Raw genomic sequence first — 20,249 nt, 5'->3', positions numbered from 1 at the left:
ATAATACTATACTCAAAAGAAAACGGTTAAGGTGGAACATATGAACCCGATACATAGGATCACAGACAGAAATGAGGAAGTATCGCATCAACTGTTGTATATTTGGGAAACAGCTGTGCGGGCTACGCATCTATTCCTTACCGAACAGAATATTGCAGCATTAAGCCCATTGGTCATTCAAGGTATCCGGCAAATTCCCCACTTGCTGGCTTATACAGATTCGGATCATTATCTCGGCTTTATAGGCGTTCAGGATACTAAGATTGAAATGCTGTTTGTAAACCCCGCCGTCAGGGGAAGAGGCATAGGAAAACAGCTCGTGACTTATGCCATCCAGACACTAAACGTGCTTTACGTTGATGTGAATGAACAAAATCCCCAGGCAATCGGATTCTACGAGCATTTGGGATTCCGGGTATTTGACCGGTCTGAACGGGATGAGCAAGGCCAGCCTTTTCCTATTTTGCATATGAAGTTATCATAGCTTGTGGGTCCAAATGTTAAGCGCAAGTGAGCGGACGGCAATGTTAGTGTGATTCCTATACAGCCTCAAACGGCCGGCACACTCCGGACTCCACAATAAAGCACTTCCGGCAGCTTCAAGTACAGAAAGTCCAATATATTGATGTTCATAACCTCTTTCAGCGCCCAGGAGATCTACAATTTCCAGCAGGGTTTCCGGATTCCAATAGCCTGTGCTGTCTTGTAAGTTATGCGTGATCTGCTTATAGGCATCGCTTAACAGTTGTGGCTGATTTGTAATACAATCGACCATCCGATGGAGATAAGCGACGGATCCCTCCACATTATTCCAATCTATTGCTGCTATATACAATCTCATCACCACTTGATGTAAAGTCTCATCATATGCCAGACAGTCAATCAGGCCCATATACAAAGGTACAAGGTGTATACGTGTATTTTTGGGCAAAGCGATCAGCTCGTTGATCAGTTGCATGAGACGCTGCCGGTGAGGCAAATCTCTTGTGGCCGTTGCATTCCATTCATCGCTTATGACCGTATTGGCCAATTTCTGACAAACGCCGATTACAGCTTCATTGACCTTCCCGTCACGGCATGTTTCGATCAGCGTGTTCATGGCAAACTTCCACCTGTTGCTGTCTTCCAAGTCCGTAATCGCCTGAGCAGTGGCAGCTGCAATGACTTCTTCATTTCCATTGGTCCACTGCATCATACTGCTGAATGCAAAGCTGCCAACAAACGTATCCGGATGACCTGCAATTTCAATGATTAATGCTAAATAACGCGGTCTATAGTCTAACGGAAGATCATTAGGCCGCTGAGATAATAAACTGACCGCGATGTCCCTCTCTAGTGAAGCAGCCATTGCACTTAAAATAGTCCAGCTGCGTTCATCGTCCAAAAGCTGTCTCGCTGCATGCCCTATGGCAATAATTACATCCTTATGGGCATTTGGTTTTTCGAACTCCTCCAACAATAGCGGAATGCTGTCACTGCTTCTATAAGCCCCCAGCAGCCGGATGGCCTCTTTTCGGACCGTAACTTTCAGCTTGTCCCGGTGTAACAGCTCCTTAAGCATTGAAGCCAGCAACACCGGATTCACTCTGCGGATGCATCTCGGTATCGAGTACATAGCTACACGGGCCCGGTCCCCATCCAGATTCTCCAGCAGAACGGGCAGCGCCTTCTCCGGTTCTTCCTTAAGTGAAAGGGCATGAAGCGCAGCTTCTGCTACAGGCACTTCCTTATCGTGAATCAGCTCCAGTAACTGATCCGGACCAAGGTCAGGCATACTTCCCATGATCCTAATCACTCTGGAACGCTCTGAAAGGCTGCGTTTGGCATCGAATGCAATTTTGCCCAATAATGAGCTTAAAGATTGCTGCTGGCGCGGCAGCCACCTGTTGAATCCGTCCGCAGCAGGCACTGGATAAATGGTTTTGCCCGATAAAAACCTGCCCTTAATCACAGCACCCGAAATATACGGGTCCAGCCATTCTTGACGTTTCCGGTGCAGATGTTGGAACACTTCATATATGGTAATGAACGATTTATCCAGAGCCAGTAATTCCCCAACTCTTTCATCCCGTGTGTCATGCGGGGCAAGCCAATGTCTGGCCGCTTGTATGGCTGTCGAATCTGTTTTGGCCCGCGTTGCTTCCTTTAACAATTGTTGAAGTTTGATGATGCCATAACCTCTTTTGCCGAATGAGTTAGCCAGGCTGAGCACCAGATTGTAGTCTTCCCGCCGGTTGGCCTGTGCAGCTAATGTATAGATTGCGTCGAAAAGAATTCCTTCTATCCCCCGGGGTACATTCTTCTCCAAGGATGGAAGGGCAAGCTGTCCGCTCTGCTTAGCCAGTTTCTGGATCGTATTCAACGAAAACTTGAACAGCTCACCGTGAGGATGCGATGCGTTATGGCGCAGAATGGCAAATGCCAATTGTTGAACGGAGAATCGGGTACCATATGAAGTATCCCTGGCATCCATAACACTATCTACAAGCAAAGTCAGATCCTGCACATGGGCATCCGTGAACGCAGACGCAGGACTATCCGAAAGCTCTTTAAAAACTGCGCCCCGGACAGGGTCCTGGTCATTTTTGATCCGGTCCAAATACACCAAGGTTTCATGCATCCCCTGTCTCGACAGAACCGTACTCCGGATCAGCTGCATAAGCGCCGTTGCGCGTTCGTCTGCGTTGGATACCTGTGCCGCTTGCTCAAGCTTCTCTCTTGAATGATGTATTGAACGGCAAGCCGTAATTCTAAGCATCCGGTCCCGGTCATCAGAGACTTCACGAAGGCCAAGCATCCGGGCGGCTTCCTTGTCGCGTAAGGCATGCGGCAGCACATACAGCAATTTTTCCGGAAAAATGCGTTCCTGGCGTTTACCTTCTTCATACACCGCATCAAAAACTGCTTTACGGCTGGAAGGCGCAAGATGCTGAAGTATTTTCGCTATATGCACAGGCCGGTCTGCGAGTAATTTGGCTAATTCCATCCATTGATCTAAGGATAAATAGCTTCTTCTTTTTAGAACCCCGTCAGGGATACCCTGCGAAATCAGGTCGCTTCGCGACTCCTTCCGTGTCAGCAGCCTGTACACCGCATCAGGGTTGGTGCGGGTTAAAGTACTAAGCTGTTTCTTCAGCGCAGGATGCAGGATACCCATGGGTCCATGATTCGCTGCACATTCCAGCACTACCTCTGCCTTTGTCCGGCATAAAATTTCAAAAGCTGAGGAGAACCTCCACCAGACATAACCTTGTTCCCTAAACGGTGTGTTTGCTAAAGTCGTCTTGAAATACTCAGCAACCGCGTCAGGGTGCCGGCCGGCTAATTTGTTCCAGTCTTTTAGGGCATAACCGATCTCTGTAAGCCATTGACTGACCGTATCCTTCCTGCATGCCGGTAGTACAATGACTGCCTCCTCCGCTCCCCACCGGGCGTACACCACAGGCAGCAGCCGCTCCGCCAGTTCTTGACGGTTCATAAAAGAAACACTGCGCAGCAGCTTTCGGCGGCAATCCTGTGATAAATGGGGAAGCTCGCGCTCTATATCCGTATCTGAAGCCACTTTGGCCAAAAGCCCCGCTGCCGTATTTCTGACACTTGCCATAGGATGCCGCAAGGCTGACAAAACAACATTAGCATCCTTTGTGACTTCAGCCCCGGCTAATGCAAGACGTCCTTCATAGGCACCATCCTCCAGTAAGGAAGACAGCAGCCCGGAATACTCGGTTGAGCCTCTATGGTCACGGCCTAGAACCGCTATCTTTTTAATCCTGTCTGAATATCCCAGTGAGTCTAATTCTTTGAGCAAGCTCTTTTTATCCAGTGGATCTTTTCTGAAAATCATAAGTTCCCTCCTCCACCTGTTCTGATCTCAACAAACCATCCCCTTTAGCATGTTGTTGAAAAGCTATCATAAATATGTGGCACAGTAGGCATGGCTTTTCGAGTTCTGATTTCCATTCGTTTCAGCAGCTCCTTATAGAAGGGATGAAAGCACTCCGGAGTCGTAGCCATTGAAATTACATAACTAACAAATTCAAATTGATATCCTACCTCGTAAAGTGTATCTTCAGTGTTCAGAACCAGCTTGTTCCATAGAAAATCGCCTACCTCCTCTTTAGTTACTGTTCCTCCAATTGCGACACGATCCGTATAAACTCTGGCGAACTCCGAAAGCGTGCGTTGCATTAACACATTGAAATGAAACGGTATGCGATTCGTCCAAGCCTTTTCCAAATTAAAGGTGTCCACATGCCGTCGAATTCGCTCAGCCTCATCCGAAGCTGCCGTTGACAGCGGCTCTACCTTTATGACTCGATTGCCTGGGGTGCCGTCGATACGAGACTTGAATTTCTGTTGGCCGGAACGTATATAAGGGAGGAAGACGCCATTCAGACAACCGGGTTCATTTATAGCTTCTCCATCCTCAGGCCAAGCTGGTACTCGGTTTCCTTTTCCTCTATCTTGTTTTTTCCCTACCGAGGAATTACATTCCATACAAATTGGAACGATATTAAAGGGATGAATCACAAGAGCGGGAAAAAGACTTTTAGGAAAGTAGTGGTCTAATTGGGCCTTACCCATATGCATCTGTCCAAGACAAGCTGGACAAATATTTTCCTTACTACTGTTTAATCTTATGTACTCATCTTTAAAACGGTCTCTGTTAGTTTTCAGGGTATGACTCTCCTTGTGATCGAAGAAATCACTATAAAATTTTTCGAATATTTTGGGTAATTGGTCAATAGCTTTTTTGGTCTCATCCACGGTCAATATACCCTGAAACACAGTGTTTAAAAAGCCTGGGAAATGATAAGTTTCTTGATGATGATTGAGATTGAAACGAAGATCTTCCTCTAAACAACTAATAAAAAAAGGAATAGCAGTGACTGGAAGTGTACTGAACAGTTCCTTCATTCGATGGCGCATTGCTCCGGGATGCTTCATCAGACAGCAATGTTTATACATTTTATGAGACCTTAATTTTAGAAAGGATTTCTCATCAAACTGACCATCCGTGATGCCATATGTATTGCAATACTTTATCAAAGCAACCATACATTCTCCGGCAAGCTTCATTTCACTATGAATGATATATGGTTTCTCTAGGTCAAAAAGCATCCGCTTATTCTTCCCTTCAAAATATTAATCACTGCGTAATTGTTTTCGTGCATGTAAATATTCCTCCAACCGAAAGCGTTCGTAGCCCGGCCCCACTTTGTCCAACATCTTTTGAATCCTGCCATTGGAGTAGGGCTTTTGCTCATCTAACGCTTTATCAATTACTTGTTTAGCAAAATCTCCGATCCGCTCATGATCCATAAATAGCAGTGCACTAATCTCTCCTCTATCCGCACCGAAGGTAGGGATGTCCAGCGAAATCGCCTGGAACTCCCCTGGGACCCCGCTATGTGATTCTATCTTAAAAGTCTGATCAGGAAATGCGTCTGTTAATATCAAGGTCGAGTGTGTAGCAATCCAATATTCTTGCCGGTTATATCGCGGCTCACTTGATTCGCCCCCAGGTAGATCCATCTTGGCAAAATCATGAAGCATGCTTATAAACTGCATTGTCCAGTTTTCATTTAAGAAAACATCAGGCTCATCGAACAAAAATAAGGTATTCTCGTCGTACTCCTGCTGGGATAAGATAATAAGCGCCATTCGTGACAACCAGAAGAACTCGCCGTCGCTCAGACTATTATGATCCAGCAGATGTTCCGAATCCTCATTTTTATAGAATAGGTTTACGTTTAGCAAGTATCCAAATCTTTGGGCTGTCACCAGCATAGTAAGAAACTCCATCGGGTTAGAAGACAGAATATCCCCTGCGGGTATTGTGAGAATCCGAATGGCTTTGGGCATAGTACCATCCAGTGAATGAACGACTTTTATCCGGCGTGCGCCTCGCTGAAGGAAGTTTACTAACAGACTTTCGTACCTCATTTTATTAAGCGGAGAAGCCTCAAGTTGTCGGCACTTCACTTCATCGAGTTCAAACGAGATCAACTCAGCTCGAATGTTTCTCACCATTTGAAATAGCCTGTTTTTTTTTGTGCGATAGCCTTCCATTTCAACGCCAACAGGTTCTGCCAATACTATAGCTGCCAGAATGAAAGCCGCATTTTCCCCGTTGAGGTTAATACAATTTGGTTCATATAATAACCTCCGCTGCAGTTGTTGGAGATATTCCAGCTTACCCGAATTACGCCCCTCCCGCTTTAGTTCATCATATATATCACTGTTTATTGCACCCAGCGGCGAATTTACCAACACATCTTCAAATGAATTATTGGGTCCGGAAGCAAAGCTAATAATTCTGCGGGGATGCAGGTTCACTTGTTCGCTGTACCGTTCCCGAACTACAGGGCCATTTTTAATTCCCTCCAAACTTTCAGCCATCTGAATATACAGACGCTCGGTTAATGGATACCTCTGGGAATTATTCGAGAGCAATACATAGACACGTTTATGACCGGATATGATACTGTACACAAGCTCATACACAAATCCGGGAGATTCATCATTCATTGCTCTGGTGAAAATCAAACCAATGGCCTGCAGAACGGAGGTTTTGCCCGAGCCGTTATTGCCGACCAGAAACTTGATCGACAACTTACTCAGTTCTTCGTCGTTTTGACCAAATGCTCCATTGAATGTCTGGAAATGTTTATAGTTTTCTAACGAGAGGCTGTGAATTTCCATTGTCGTCCTCCTTCTGGCACTCTCATCCAGAGATCAATCCATTCATTGTCGGCAGGGGATGCAGCACCCCTATTGACTGATTCGTATATGCACTCAACCATTCCCATCCGGGCAAGCATTTGAACTGTCTCAACGGCTTGCTGGATGGTAAAAACACTCCGATCCTCCATAGAAAGTCTTTGCCTTGCTTTATGAATAGCAATGGGAGATTCTGAAAGGCTAATAGCAATATATAACTGCCATTGCTGTGGAGATAAAATCCCGCTCAATTCAATTGAAACATATCCATCCCTCTTTTCACCAGCTTGGTTTAACTCATAGACTACCTCCCCCTCTTTAGAGAGTACCGTGTTAATTCTGTTATCATGAATGAGATGCTGCCACGCGAGGGCGATTCCCTGTTTGCTTCCGAGGTCATAGAGATCGGTCTGCCAGCTAAATAGCTTTTGTTCAATTGATAATGGATCTTTTAGATTTGACAATTGGCCTTCAAACTTACTGATTCTCTCCAATAATTTTTCTTCAAGCTCTGCCTTAACCTGTTTCGGCTTTCTAACCTCGATAAAACCAGTAAGATTGGACCCGCTAGTCTGACCCGCCTTCTGCTCATATTCCGTAAAAAAAAGCTTGATGTCATCTTTCCTATATCCACTCAGTTCGTAACGCCTAATGTCATCTAACTGCTGCCGGATACCCAAAGGCTCCTTCAAGATAACTACCAAAGATGAGTTTTTTCCAATGTTCATTCTGCTAGACTCCTTCGGCAGGCGGACAATGGAATGGATCTGGGCTATCGTTTCTATCTTTTCTAGAATTGAAACCCCTTCGGTCTTCAGCAATTCATCCGGGAGCACAGCAAAAGCCCACCCCCCGGGTGCACAGCTATTCAAACCATAGAGCAAATAGGATAACTCTACTCCTGCGTGATCTGATTGTTCAATAAGTCCGGGATCAGAGAGCTCTCTGGAATCAAATGTTATTGAGCGCGGGGGAAGAATGTAGACGATCTCATTCACATCCATTCGATCTGCTATATTCTTTCGTGCAGCTTTACTGAATGAACGGGAGGGGTAGACTAGCGGGTCCCTGTTCAACACACTAAATCGATGAATACCCGACAAAAGGAAGCGAAAAGTGGATATACGGGTCATAATTGGAGATAAAGAACGTCCGGAGATAAGCGATTTCCGTGGATCAATAAATGGAAGTTCTCTATAACTGGCTGTAAGCAATTGTCCTGATCGGCAGTGGGCGTCATGAATGTGGATCGAATCTCCCCTCCCTTCTACTCGAAGATGTGAATCAACAAGCGATACAATAAAATCAACCGATTCTCCGCTCATCCATTCGTCTTCCCCTTCGATTGATCCTTTAAATAGAATATCCAGCATATAATCGTATAGTGCCAGTAGACTTATTCGAAATGCAGGCACTCCGTCCAATTTTTTATATATTGAATCTATAATCGTTATAAGTGAATAACATTGTGTTTCTGTGACAGTCAACTTAAGCCCTCCACTCGCCATTCTCTTCGGCAAATAGCCCGGGTGGCCCTTCAACAGCTCTGGCAACACTTTAATCTGAATAACTTCATAAGCGTCATCTTCGGCATCAACCAATTCCCCCCAAGTGTAGGAGGTCCGCATTTTATAGGGGTACTTCAACGATATTGGACCATCGGCCGCGAGTAAAAAGACACTCCAAAAAAATGTTAATTGATCGGCAACAGCCAAAGCATTATTTGTACCTGAATAAACAATATCGATCATATTCCTAATTTCTTTGCTTAACCTTGTGGTTTCTTCCGTCATCCATCAGACCTCCGCCAAACAAAATTATACTTCCTATATTATACATCTATCTTTGAACTACTAATAACACCTTTATGGGAGCTTTTCAGTATCCCGGGAGATATTTGAGCAAAAAAAACAAGAGTAACCGTGAAGCCGTTTGTTCAACCGCCTTCAAAGTTACCCTGTAGCGTATTACTTACTCTATTCATTCCGCTGCTTAAGCATATCGGACAGAAAAGCCAGTGCCAGGCCTTGGCCCCAGCCCTGAATCCAGTCTTTGGGGATGTTGCGGTACCCTTCCCGGTCCTTCATCACCGCTGTGCCGCCGGACACACCAAGTACCCGCCCGTCTTCGCTGATATTTTGCAGGATGCCTTGCAGGGCCTTTTGCACATATTTGGTATGCAGCGGATTGCCGTTGTTGATCATAGCCGCCGCAATCCCGCAGGATGCAGATACTTCCTCATAGGATTCTTCATCATCCAGCACCGTCCGCCACAAGCCGTTCTCCGTCTGAACAAGCTTCAGCGCCGCCAGCTGATCCCGGAGCGAACACTCCACATCCATACACTGCGGGTACAAATACCAGTCCTTCAAAAGCGGTTTGACCTGCGACATGGTATAGGCGCCCCAGGCATTCGCCCTCCCCCAGAATAAACCGGACATATGATCCTGCTGCACATGATTGTAACCATGGAACCAGAATCCGCTGCCGGGGTCTTGCAGATATTTGATATGCCAGTAATACTGATTGAGGGCATCTTGGATCAAGTCCTGGTCGTTGATTTTGCTTCCTGCGCGGAGCAGAAAAAATGCCGCCATAAACAACGTATCCGCCCAGGCCTGCTCCGGAAAATCATTGGACACGGATACGGTATGCTGCAGCACCTTGTCCCCGAACCTGAGCGCATCGTTCCGGATATAATCCACCTTGCTCATCACAATATCCCAATATTTCTGGTTCCCTGTCTCTTCATACAAGGTAATCAGCATGTGGCCCATGGCACAGGTGTTCACTGTCCAGTCCGGCAGGCCCAGCCCGATATATTCATCCGTCCACTGGACAAGCCTATCCAAATACTCTTTATTCCCCGTGGTCTGGTAAGCTCTGGACACCCCATAATAAGCCACCCCGCAGGGCCATTCCCAGGTTAAATCCATCGCCAGTGTTTTTCTGGTGACCCTGTCGATAATACTTAGGATTTCTTCCCTGTCAACCTTCAGTTGAAGCATTTAAATTCCCCTCTCTGATACACACGCCCCCCAAAGGCGCTTGAGAGCCGTCCGCAAGCTTGTAAACGCTTTATGTCTTCTATTGTAAGCAGTATAATGGTCTACATCTAAGCACATTCGCAGCAAAACTGCGCAATTCCAATCATTTATTCATAATTCCAAAATTAACGTCAATGAGAGCAGGAGTACTTCAATATGCCCAGAAAAAAGAAGCCCGTTATTGAATACCGCCACTATAGTCTGCCCATCGATTTTCCGGTCTTGCTGTTAAGCGGGGAACGCTGGAAGATTTCCGATATCCGAAGCGAGCACCTCCATTTCCATAACCATTTGGAGATTGGCATCTGCTATTCCGACAGCGGCATCATGGAGATCAAAGGGGAAGCGGTACCTTTTACAGCCGGTGACGTAACCTTCATCCCGAGGTATCTCCCCCATACGACATACAGTTCGCCGGATACCGCCAGCCTGTGGTCCTATCTCTTCTTTTCGCCGGAGGACCTCTTTCAGCATTCCTTCAAAAGCGCATACAGCAGCTTCGAGCCGAATTTATGGGCGGTGACAGGAAAGAACTGTATATTGAACAAGGAGCAATATCCCAAGGTGTATACCCTTGCCACGTCGGTTGTAGAGGAACTGAAGCAGCAGAAGCCCTACTACCAGGAAAACGCCTACGGCTTATTGCTATCCCTTTATATAGAGCTCCTTAGAATTCATTCCACGAATGAAATGCTGGCAGAACAAGAAGCAGAGCATAGCCTGAAAGGCGATTTTGTCATTTCCCCGGCGCTGGAGCATATCACGAAAAACTACATGACCCCCATCACCATCGATTCCATAGCCGGGCTATGCCACTTAAGCACAACCCATTTCCGCCGAAAATTCCATGAAATCATGGGAGTTGCCCCCCTCGATTTCCTGAGCAGGACCCGAATCGAAGAAGCCTGCAAGCAGTTAAAAAGCACTGATCACTCCATTCTTTCGATCTCCGGGCAAGTCGGCTTTCACTCCATCTCCAGCTTCAACCGCTGCTTCTCCAGGCTTATGGGAGAGTCCCCCAAGCAATGGCGGAAAGGCGCACAAGCCGAAGCGCAATCGGCAAAGGCGTCGATATTGGAGTTTACGGGGTGGGTGTGATGGGGGGGTGTGATGAGGGGCGGCCTTGTCGGCTAACCTGCGGAGATAAGTTCAACCAGGGTAAATTCGAGCGGATCAGATCCCTGAAGAACCCTTTATGAACCCTTCGGCCAATCCAAGTGGAAAAAGGTTAACTAATTTGCTCAAACACCATGCTCTCCGCAGATTAAGTGGAAAAAGGTACATTAATTCAGCCCATTTCGCCGCTGACGAGGTAATATGGTCCAATTAAGTTCCCTTTTTCCACTTAACTCTCACAATTATTGATTTTGGGGAGAAATAAGCTCCCTTTTTCCAACTAGCGCTGACGAAGAGGCCGGTGAGATAGCGCTAGTTGGAATTAGGATAGCTAGACCGGCGGATTCCCCAACTTTATAGGTCCCAAGATAAGGGGAAACCGCCGGCCTCACTTCAACAACGGCATTTCTACCGTTGTTTCCGGGCGAACCGGCCTTCAGCGCTCCAACAACGGCATTTCTACCGTTGTTTTCAGGCGAACCGGCCTTCGGCGTATTCGCAAAGAGCGCTTACCAGCGATCGGTCATGATTACCGGCTTAATCCTTCCGGCCTCAAATTCCATCCGGTCGATGCATAACACGCGGTTGCCAGGCTCCTTGTCCCCGATGATTCGCCGGTGATAGACAATCAGCCATTCATCCTCATCGGGTAGATGCAAATATCCGTGATGGCCGGGGCCCTCCGCCACAGGCTCCTGCCTTTCCAGAATGGTTCCCTCGTTGGCGAATGGCCCGAGCGGACTGGCGCTGACGCCGTAGGCCACACGATAGGTGCCGTTGGTCCATCCGCCCATGGACCACATCAGATAATAGAGGCCGTCCTTCCTGATCATGCATGGCCCCTCCACATAACCCGGAGGCGTAATGGAACGGACCGTCTGCCCATCGGAAAAAGCAACAAATCCGGTCATATCCTCATTCATCCGGGCCACGTTGCAGTGTCCCCAGCCTCCGTAAAAGAGATAGACCGCGCCGTCATCATCCTTGAACAAATGGGCGTCGATCGGCTGGGCGCCGTGAATGAAACGGTCAATCAGCGGCTTGCCGAGATAGCCCCTGTAAGGGCCTTCCGGGGAATCCGCAACGGCAATCTCCAGTCCTCCGGCTTCCCCGTCCTTCTGGATATCGTTGGAGGCGAATACAAGGTAATGCCTGCCCTGATGCTCAATCTGGGTAGGTGCCCACACCGCTCTCCAGATCCAGGGGAAATCCTTCATCTCAATAATGCTGTCGTGTTTGTTCCAATGGATCAGATCCACAGAACTGAAAGCATCCAGATTCATCTGCTGCGTATATTCCGTAAAAGACCTGGTGGCATAAATCCAATGCCTGCCTTGATAGGTTCTTGCCTCCGGGTCCGCATACCAGCCGGGTATGACAGGGTTCGTTATCCCTTTCAGCAGATGCTCTTCTTTCAACGGACATCCTCCTTTATCCTTTTAATCCCGTTAAGGTTATGCCCTCCAGAAAGTAGCGCTGGCCGGCCAGAAACACAATGACACAAGGCAGTACAACCGTGGCTGAAGCTGCCATCAGCAGATCCCACTGTGCGGTGTAGGAGCCCTGGAACATTTGCAGGCCCAGAGCAAGGGTGAAAAGGCTGTCGCTCTTCAAATAAATCAGCGGTCCCATGAAGTCGTTCCAGGAGGCCAGGAAGCTGAATAAAGCGACCACGATCACGGCGGAACGGCTCAAAGGGAAAATGATGCGGGTATAGATTTGCCAATAACTGGCCCCGTCCACAAAGGCCGCCTCATCAAAATCACGCGGAATCGTTAAATAGAACTGCCGCAGCAGGAAAATATTGAAGATTCCGCCGCCGAAGTAAGCGGGGATAATGAGCGGATATAATGTATCATAGAAGCCCAGCGCCTGCCAGCCCAGAAAGCTCGGTATCATCGTTACCGCCGCCGGCAGCATCATGCTGGTCATCAGAATGGCGAATACGGTATCCCTGCCCTTCCACTGAATCCGTGAAAATCCAAAGGCTCCGATCGTGCTCGTAATGACAGTCCCCACAAGCACCGAGACCACAATAATAAGCGTATTCTTGAAAAAGGTGTCAAACGGCAGCGCCGTGAGCGCCCTCTGAAAATTGCTCCATTGAAACGGGGCCGGAATCCATTCCGGAGGCATGGTGAAAATCTGCGATAAATTCATCAATGAGCTGCGGACCAGCCATACAAACGGAATGATGAACATTCCCGAGATGAGTACAAGCGCTCCATAACCTGCGGCAAGTGTCAGCTTCGATTGCCTCAAGAACGTTCCCCTCCTTCGTAATATACCCAGGACTTCGAGGTTCTGAAGACGATAACGGTAAAGAACAGAATAATCACAAACAAAATCCAGGCCAGCGCAGACGCATAACCCATATCGGCATCCCGGAAGCCCGTTCTCCACAGATAAAATACGTAGAAGAGACTTTTGTTGTTCGGTCCGCCTTGCGTCAAAATATAGGCTTCGTTGAAGACCTGGAAGGAGCCGATAATGGTCATGATCGTATTGAAGAAAATCGTGGGGGTCACCATCGGAATCGTCACGTGGCGCAGCCTGTGGAACCAGCCGCCTCCATCGACCTCAATCGCTTCATAATATTGCCGGGGGATGCCGGAAAGGCCCGCGAGGAAAATAATCACCGTGCTTCCGATGCCCCACAATGTGGTGAGAACGACCGACGGAATGACGCTTTCCTCCGAATACAGCCAGCCGCTGGTCGGCAGATGCAGCCGGCTTAACAGCGAGTTGATCAGACCGAGATCGGGATTAAGCAGCCACATCCAGATCATGGCCGACGCCACCGCCGGTACGATGCTCGGGAGATAGATAATCGTGCGGAATATCGCCCGGCCCTTCACATTGAGATTCAGCAGCAGCGCGACGGCGAAGGACAGGATAATCACGGCAGGCACACGCAGCACGACGAAATAGAAGGTTGCGCCCAGCGATTGATAGAACAGTTCATCCTCGCCGGAGAACAGCCGTATATAATGATCCAGGCCGGTAAAAGAGGTCTGCTCTTTGAAGACATTGTAGTCGGTCAGGCTGAGCACCAGGCTTGCAATCATGGGACCCAGTGTAAAGACGGCAAATCCGAGTATGGCGGGGGCGGTGAACAACAGCCCGTAGAACATTCCCTTTCGCATACCTGCCTCCAGTCTATTCCTTGATATCGCGGCGTCCCTTGATTTGTGCCTGCACTTTTGCCGCAATGGAATCCATCGCTTCCTGGGCCGATTGCTGGCCGAGCCACACCTTATCCAAGGCAGGATTGACGATATCCATAATATTATTGAAATTCTTCACATAGCCTGTCGGCGTCTGATGCCCTTTCGTCAGAATCACATCAACAATCGCCTCTTTATAGCCGGAGGGTCTTGCCTCCAGATTTTCTGTCCATTTTGCCAGCAGCGCGGGGTCCGTGTACCAATCCTTGAGGGAAGGCATCCAGGTGCCGGCTGTAATCATATCTATTGAAGCCTCCGGGTCAACAAGCGCTTTCATGAGTTCCCATGCTTCCTGGGGATGCTCAGTAGACTTGAAGATAGAAAACATCGCGCAGACCACGGTAGTCACCGGCTCTTTCAGAACAGGCATAACTCCGACATTGAAATTGAACTTGGATTGCGCCAGCCCTGCGCTCGCCCATTGCCCGTCGATGGTCATCGCTACCTTTTTGGTCTGGAGAGCTACATTCGTAGCCGGGATATTCTTCGACTGCACGGGGGAAGGCGATACATGATATACGTTCATCAGATCTGATATTTTCTGAATGGCTTCTACAGCCTCCGGCTGGTTGAGTCCGAACGACTTTCCATCCGCCGAGATAAAGTCTCCGCCGTTGGAGTAGATAAAGTTGCTGTACACTCCCCACCAGGTAGAGGCATTCACTCCGTATTGTTTGATTTTGCGGGGATCGAAATCCGGATCAGCCGCTGTTTTGCCGTTCGTGTCCACGGTCAGCTTCTTGGCGGTCTCCACGAATTCATCCCAGGTCCAGGCATCGGCTACATTCGACGGAGGTGGTGCAATTCCGGCTTCCTTAAAGATATCCTCATTGTAGAACAGGCCGAAAGACTCGGGTCCCGGACCGATGCCGATTACATTTCCCGGCTCCAGTGAATAGATAATATTGGGAACCAGCGTATCGGGGCTGATATCAGCATCATGATCGAGAAATTCCTGGAGATTATAGAACTTCCCCTGCTCGGCCAGAGGGAAAGCGATGGTGCCGGATTCCATCATGGCGACATCCGGAACATCGTTTCCGGCCACCATAGTTGTAAGCTTGGTATCATAATCAGCAGCAATATGCTGAAGCTCTACCTTGATATTAGGGAATTTGTCCTCAAACCTCTGGATGGCTTTTTTGTATGGAGCCACTTCTTCGGGCGAACCCCAGACCGTCATCCGCAAGGTAATCTTCTCCTTGGATCCGGAATTCCCGGAACTCCCGGAAGACGCGGAGGTATTAGAGCTTTCTGAACCGGATTTCGAGCATGCAGACAGTACAGCGGCAAGCATCAGGACCAGTGCCATTACAGTGAAGAGCGATTTTCTTTGTCGCAACATCTTCCGAGCCCCTCTCGATTTCAAAATTCAACGGTTCATAGCTGCAGTCTATGATGGCTTTATTATAAAATAATGGATAGCGCTTACATAACCCTAATCTCTTTGGAATGGTGGATTAAGATTAGCTTATACCGGCAGTGTAATCACAACCCTTGTCCCTTCTCCCGGAGCGGAAACAATGGAAACGCCGTATAGCGTGCCATAAGCGATCTGAATGCGGTCAATGGTATTCTTAATGCCCACGGATGAAGATTTCTGGTACAAAATCGCCTGAACCGTCTCCTGGCTCATGCCCCGTCCGTTATCGGCCACCTCATAAAACCGGGTTCCCTCTGCAATCCAGCCGCGGATGCGGATCATGCCGCCCGATTCCGTCTGGTTGAAGCCGTGCAGAATCGCATTCTCTACAAATGGCTGGAACAAAAGCCTGGGCACATCGTATTCATAAAGCTGCGGATCGATAGCATACTCTACAGTGAACTTGTCCTCGAAACGGATCGACATGATATAGAAATAGTTATCCATCCAGTTCATTTCTTCGGACAGATGGACAGCATCCCAGGTCTTTCTGGAGGTGTAGTGCAGCATGTTGGATAAACAGACCAGCATTCTGCTCAGCTCCTGCTGACCGTTCTCAATCGCCGTCCAGTTCATCACATTCAGAGTATTGTATAGAAAATGCGGATGCATCTGCATCGTAAGCGCCTGAATTTCGGCTTCCTTTTCCTTCAGCTTGATCTCGTAATTTTCCGTGACCAGCAAATGAATGCGGTCATTCATCCGGTTGAAGCGCTTGGTCAGCATGCCGAACTCATCGTTGGTCACAACCTCCACCCGGGTCTGAAAATCCCCCTCGCCCACCGACCTCATCGCGCTTAACAGCCTTTTGATCGGCTTGGTGATTTTGCCGGCGATAAAAAAAGCGAGAATAAAGGCCGCAATGCCGAGCACAACCGCCAGTACGGTAATGGAAGTCCGGATTACGGGTACAAAGCTGCTCAGCAGCCCCGCTTCGGGAATCCAGACCACGGACATCCATCCGGTAACCTCCGAACGGTCAAAACAGACAATGACCGCCTCCCCGTCCAGGGTCATCCTCCGGGCCCCGCTTCTCTCCTGCTTCAGCTCATCCAGCCACGCCTCCTTAGAAGTGCGTGCTACAGCGCCCGGCTCACTGCTGGCCACCACCTTATCGTGCGGATCAAGCACCATATAGCGCGCGCTTCCCGAAATGCTGTCCGCGTACAAGGATTTCAGCACCTCGGATTTGAAGCTGATGGCAAGGACAGGCCGCTCCGCCCGGGCATTCATTTTTTCCAGCTTCGTATTGCCCAGATACGTGAAATCCAGCACGCGTGTAGCGGAGAACAAATAACGGAACTCCAGATTTCCGCTCTGGAGATAGGGCTGGTGGAACATGGATACGAAATCGTAGGTCGGAACCCAGACCAGCTTCCCTCCCGCCTGCAGCGCCATTTCATAGATATCCGATTGCGTAGGATCGCCTTGAGGCAGCGTTTGTCCAAAGGTAAAGTAAGAGGTCCATAACTGGTAGGCATAAATATCCTGATTCTGTGAAAAGTATTTGCCGAGTATAGCTGTTACCTGCCGGTCCGCTTCAAAAAGCCCCGCTTCGTTTGCGGGGTCCAGCTGGTTGAAAATGCGGAATAAATCCTTATCCAGGAATAAGGACATGCTGTTCTGGTCCACGATCCGCAGCTTCGTATCCATGACCTCATTGTTCTTTTTGACAAGCTCATACACATTTTTCTGCGCCTGCTCCGTGATAATCTGCAGGCTGGTCCGATAGAATAAGGTCCCCAGTACGAGGAGGGGGATGGTGATCAGAAAAATATAACTGGCCAGCAGCCGGTATCGGAAGGTCATCTTCATGCCTCCCGTTTCCTTTGTGAAAGTACGTGCTTATAGGTTTTTGGCGACATACTGTGATATTTTTTGAATACGCGGCAAAAATATTTGGGGTCCTGAAACCCGCACTCTACGGAGATCTCGTATATTCTGAGCTTATCCTCCGCAAGCAGCTCCTTGGCCCGCTTCATCCGGACTGCCGTTACATGCTCGGAGAAGGTCCGTCCCGTCCTGCTCTTGAATAACGTGCTGAAGTAGGAAGGGTTGAAATGGAAGTAATCTGCCGCCCGTTCCAGCGTCACCTCTTCCTTCGTATGCTCCCGTATCCAGCTTAGACACTCGGTGATGACAACCTCCCCTTGATCCTGTCTGGACAGGCTCAGCGCAAGCTGCACCTCCTGGAGAGCCTTTGCCAGCCGGGCCATCAATTCCTTATACGAGCTGCACGAACGGATAAGCCTTGTGGCGGTATCCGCGAGCATCTGCCCGGCCTTTCTGTCCAGAATATCCTGGTTGTCACTCCTGATCTGGAGCAGCATAAGCGACGCCTTCTCCTTCAGCAGCATCGGAACGGCATGCCCGCCGCCGGCAAGCTGTGTGAATATTTCGCCGCATACGTGCAGAACAAGCGCAGCATCGTCCCCTTTCAGAGCTTCGTACAGCCTGCCCCAATCCGGACTTGCCGCCAGGGGCGAAGAAGAGATTTCATCTAAAAAAACCAGCCCTTTCCAGCCTTCATAAAAATTATAGCTGTAAGCCATTCTGGCCGAGAGATAAGCCTGCGGCGCGCCGGCAAGCAGGGAAGGGGATGCCGGCCCGATACCATGGGCAAGGCGTCCCGTATGCGCCCAATCAGACGCCAGGGCGGCGGCGAGGGCCCGCCCCTTCTCCCGCTGCTCTCCGTCAAGCCGCCGCAGGCTAACCAGGGTAACGGCCGCCTGTCGTCCATCCTCCAGCGTTCCGCTTAACGGAACCGTGAGCGCCTCCCCCCATTGGGACCAGACCTGCTCAAGCCTGCTTACGAGCTGGTCACTGTCCTGCGGTTGGGCGCCTTCCCGGAAGCTTTCCAGCTCCGAATACACCACAACCCCGCTCTCCCGCAGCCACTCATAACGGTTCAGCTCCTCCAGCTCCGGCACTGTCGCACTTCCGTTCAGCCAGGCCAGAATCAGGCGGTTGCGGTAGGCACAGGAGGACAGCTGAAGGCGGCGCTCCAGTGCCTCCGCTTCGCGGCGCTGCTTCCGTTCCGCATTCAGCTGGACGTCAATGCGGCTCAATACCTCCTCTATTTTCTGGACGTCCACCGGCTTCAGCAGGTAATCATAAGCGCCGTGACGGACCGCCGTCTGCGCATATTCGAACAGATTGTAAGCGGATACCATTACAACTTTGGCTTTAATGCCCTCCAGTTTAAGCCACTCCAGAAACTCCAGTCCATCCATGCCAGGCATACGGATATCCGTCAATATCGCCTCCGGGCGATGCGATTTCGCCAGTTCCATGGCCGCTAATCCATCTTTTGCCACGGCTACCTGGTCTTCCGGCCGAAGGCGGTGAATCAGATTAACCATTCCCCGCAGATGCCTGGGCTCATCATCCACGATCAATATTCTCACTATGCTCAGCCCCCCGACTCTTATTGCAGTTCATAACAGCCGTCCCGCAAGAGCTTTTCATCAGGAAATAAGCCGCCCTGCGGTATGAATCAGCCGGTTGTTTGCTCTAATTATAAAAGTCCTTCCTGCCTCTTCATAGTGCATTCATATTGGATAGGTGGACTGTGATTGGGAGAGGGATAATTACTCAAAGTCCTCCGGTGACTCATCCTCCAGCAAGACGATATCTTCTCCTTGGGATTGTCTCATTTTGATATTCTCTTTCCCCCAAGTACACATAATGTCAACGATCTTATTGGCGGTAACTCCATATTCCGTGAGGCTGTATTCAACTTTCGGCGGCATCTGCTGGTATACATGTCTTCTGACGAGTCCATCCTCCTCAAGTTCCCGAAGCTGCTGGATCAGAACCTTTTGTGAAATGCCGTGGATATTGCGCTGTAATTCGCTTGTTCTTTTTGCACCGGACATCAATAAGCAGATGATCAGCGCTTTCCACTTTCCGCCGATGATTTCAAGTGTGGCCTCTATCCCCAGATGATATTGTTTCATAGACTAACACCCCGTTCCTTCCGATCTTATACAGCCGGGCCAAAAGCTCATTGTTGCACATATTTTTTCCCGGGTCCAGTACACACCTTGAAGTAACCATCTTACTTTATTGTGTGTATTTTCTTTTTTGGGAGCCTGCAAGATAATAATGATACACTCTTAATTATGGGCCTGAGAAGGGAGATTGTATAATGAAAACACTGATCATTCTGGCACATCCGAACCTTGAGGCTTCAAGAGTCAACCAGCGCTGGAAAGAAGAACTGCGGCAATATCCAAACGATATTACAGTTCATGAGCTTTACAAAGAGTATCCTGACGGGAACATTGATGTTCCCAGAGAGCAAAATCTATTAGAAGGCTATCACCATATCATCCTGCAATTCCCGTTGTATTGGTACAGTTATCCGCCACTCCTGAAAAAGTGGTTTGACGAGGTGTGGACTTACGGATGGGCTTATGGTTCAAAAGGTGACAAGCTGAAAGGAAAGCGGTTAGGCCTTGCTATATCCATCGGGGATAAACAAGAAAATTATCAGCCGGAGGGTTCGGTTTCTTTTACCGTGGATGAAGTGATTGCGCCTTTCAAAGCCAGTGCAGGACATGTGGGCGCCGTGGCACTCCCCTACTTTGCTGTCTTCGGGGCCTCATTCCAAGCCAGTGATGAAGACATTAACCATAGCGCAAAAGAATATATCAACTATATTTTGAAGCACCAGCAGTAACGATACTACTCTATCCGCAGCTCTTTTTC

Annotated in this window: 15 protein-coding genes; 3 read left to right on the top strand and 12 right to left on the bottom strand. The window is 48.9% G+C overall.

All coding sequences use genetic code 11. The features are described from left to right. The first annotated feature begins 40 nt into the window (after positions 1-40). Positions 41-484: an acetyltransferase gene (locus PRIO_RS04505; protein ID WP_020430454.1), complete on the top strand. Its 444-nt coding sequence runs from the start codon at positions 41-43 to the stop codon at positions 482-484. Here the strand turns inward: PRIO_RS04505 and PRIO_RS04500 are convergent. From PRIO_RS04500 to PRIO_RS04480, 5 genes are all read right to left on the bottom strand, one after another. Then, positions 479-3,844 carry a HEAT repeat domain-containing protein gene (locus PRIO_RS04500; RefSeq protein WP_020430456.1) on the bottom strand — a complete coding sequence of 1,122 codons (3,366 nt, stop codon included), beginning with the start codon at positions 3,842-3,844 and terminating at the stop codon, positions 479-481. The genes PRIO_RS04505 and PRIO_RS04500 overlap by 6 nt on opposite strands. Positions 3,845-3,888: 44 nt before the next feature. Then, entirely contained in the window at positions 3,889-5,121 is a 1,233-nt protein-coding gene (locus PRIO_RS04495; protein ID WP_046501242.1) for a hypothetical protein, read from the bottom strand. Positions 5,122-5,145: 24 nt separating this feature from the next. Then, positions 5,146-6,705, bottom strand: a complete 1,560-nt coding sequence (locus tag PRIO_RS04490) for an AAA family ATPase (RefSeq protein ID WP_020430459.1) — start codon at positions 6,703-6,705, stop codon at positions 5,146-5,148. Further along, positions 6,681-8,516 carry a DNA methyltransferase family protein gene (locus PRIO_RS04485; RefSeq protein WP_020430461.1) on the bottom strand — a complete coding sequence of 612 codons (1,836 nt, stop codon included), beginning with the start codon at positions 8,514-8,516 and terminating at the stop codon, positions 6,681-6,683. The genes PRIO_RS04490 and PRIO_RS04485 overlap by 25 nt, the downstream gene beginning before the upstream one ends. A 183-nt stretch (positions 8,517-8,699) precedes the next feature. Beyond that, complete coding sequence (locus PRIO_RS04480) at positions 8,700-9,731, bottom strand: glycoside hydrolase family 88/105 protein (RefSeq protein WP_020430463.1); 1,032 nt, start codon at positions 9,729-9,731, stop codon at positions 8,700-8,702. A 195-nt stretch (positions 9,732-9,926) separates the two neighbouring features. Between PRIO_RS04480 and PRIO_RS04475 the strand changes: the two genes are divergently transcribed. Next, positions 9,927-10,868 carry an AraC family transcriptional regulator gene (locus tag PRIO_RS04475; RefSeq protein ID WP_020430464.1) on the top strand — a complete coding sequence of 314 codons (942 nt, stop codon included), beginning with the start codon at positions 9,927-9,929 and terminating at the stop codon, positions 10,866-10,868. Positions 10,869-11,395: 527 nt separating this feature from the next. Here the strand turns inward: PRIO_RS04475 and PRIO_RS04470 are convergent. The 7 genes from PRIO_RS04470 to PRIO_RS04440 form a co-directional block, all read right to left on the bottom strand. After that, a complete protein-coding gene (locus tag PRIO_RS04470; RefSeq protein ID WP_020430467.1) occupies positions 11,396-12,304 on the bottom strand; it encodes a glycoside hydrolase family 43 protein in 909 nt (302 codons plus the stop codon). Between the two features lie 13 nt (positions 12,305-12,317). Continuing rightward, complete coding sequence (locus PRIO_RS04465) at positions 12,318-13,088, bottom strand: carbohydrate ABC transporter permease (RefSeq protein ID WP_081487245.1); 771 nt, start codon at positions 13,086-13,088, stop codon at positions 12,318-12,320. A 56-nt stretch (positions 13,089-13,144) separates the two neighbouring features. Beyond that, positions 13,145-14,032 carry a carbohydrate ABC transporter permease gene (locus PRIO_RS04460; RefSeq protein ID WP_020430472.1) on the bottom strand — a complete coding sequence of 296 codons (888 nt, stop codon included), beginning with the start codon at positions 14,030-14,032 and terminating at the stop codon, positions 13,145-13,147. Positions 14,033-14,045: 13 nt separating this feature from the next. Continuing rightward, positions 14,046-15,458, bottom strand: a complete 1,413-nt coding sequence (locus tag PRIO_RS04455; RefSeq protein ID WP_020430481.1) for an ABC transporter substrate-binding protein — start codon at positions 15,456-15,458, stop codon at positions 14,046-14,048. A gap of 126 nt (positions 15,459-15,584) precedes the next feature. Then, complete coding sequence (locus tag PRIO_RS04450) at positions 15,585-17,345, bottom strand: cache domain-containing sensor histidine kinase (protein WP_020430483.1); 1,761 nt, start codon at positions 17,343-17,345, stop codon at positions 15,585-15,587. Positions 17,346-17,347: 2 nt separating this feature from the next. Then, complete coding sequence (locus PRIO_RS04445) at positions 17,348-18,943, bottom strand: response regulator (RefSeq protein WP_020430485.1); 1,596 nt, start codon at positions 18,941-18,943, stop codon at positions 17,348-17,350. Between the two features lie 183 nt (positions 18,944-19,126). Continuing rightward, positions 19,127-19,495 carry a winged helix-turn-helix transcriptional regulator gene (locus PRIO_RS04440; RefSeq protein WP_020430487.1) on the bottom strand — a complete coding sequence of 123 codons (369 nt, stop codon included), beginning with the start codon at positions 19,493-19,495 and terminating at the stop codon, positions 19,127-19,129. Between the two features lie 191 nt (positions 19,496-19,686). Between PRIO_RS04440 and PRIO_RS04435 the strand changes: the two genes are divergently transcribed. Further along, positions 19,687-20,220, top strand: a complete 534-nt coding sequence (locus tag PRIO_RS04435; protein ID WP_020430488.1) for an NAD(P)H-dependent oxidoreductase — start codon at positions 19,687-19,689, stop codon at positions 20,218-20,220. Positions 20,221-20,249 lie beyond the last annotated feature (29 nt).

The organism is Paenibacillus riograndensis SBR5 (assembly GCF_000981585.1).
Lineage (GTDB): Bacteria > Bacillota > Bacilli > Paenibacillales > Paenibacillaceae > Paenibacillus_AQ > Paenibacillus_AQ riograndensis.
This window is presented reverse-complemented; position numbering and strand designations above follow the sequence as displayed.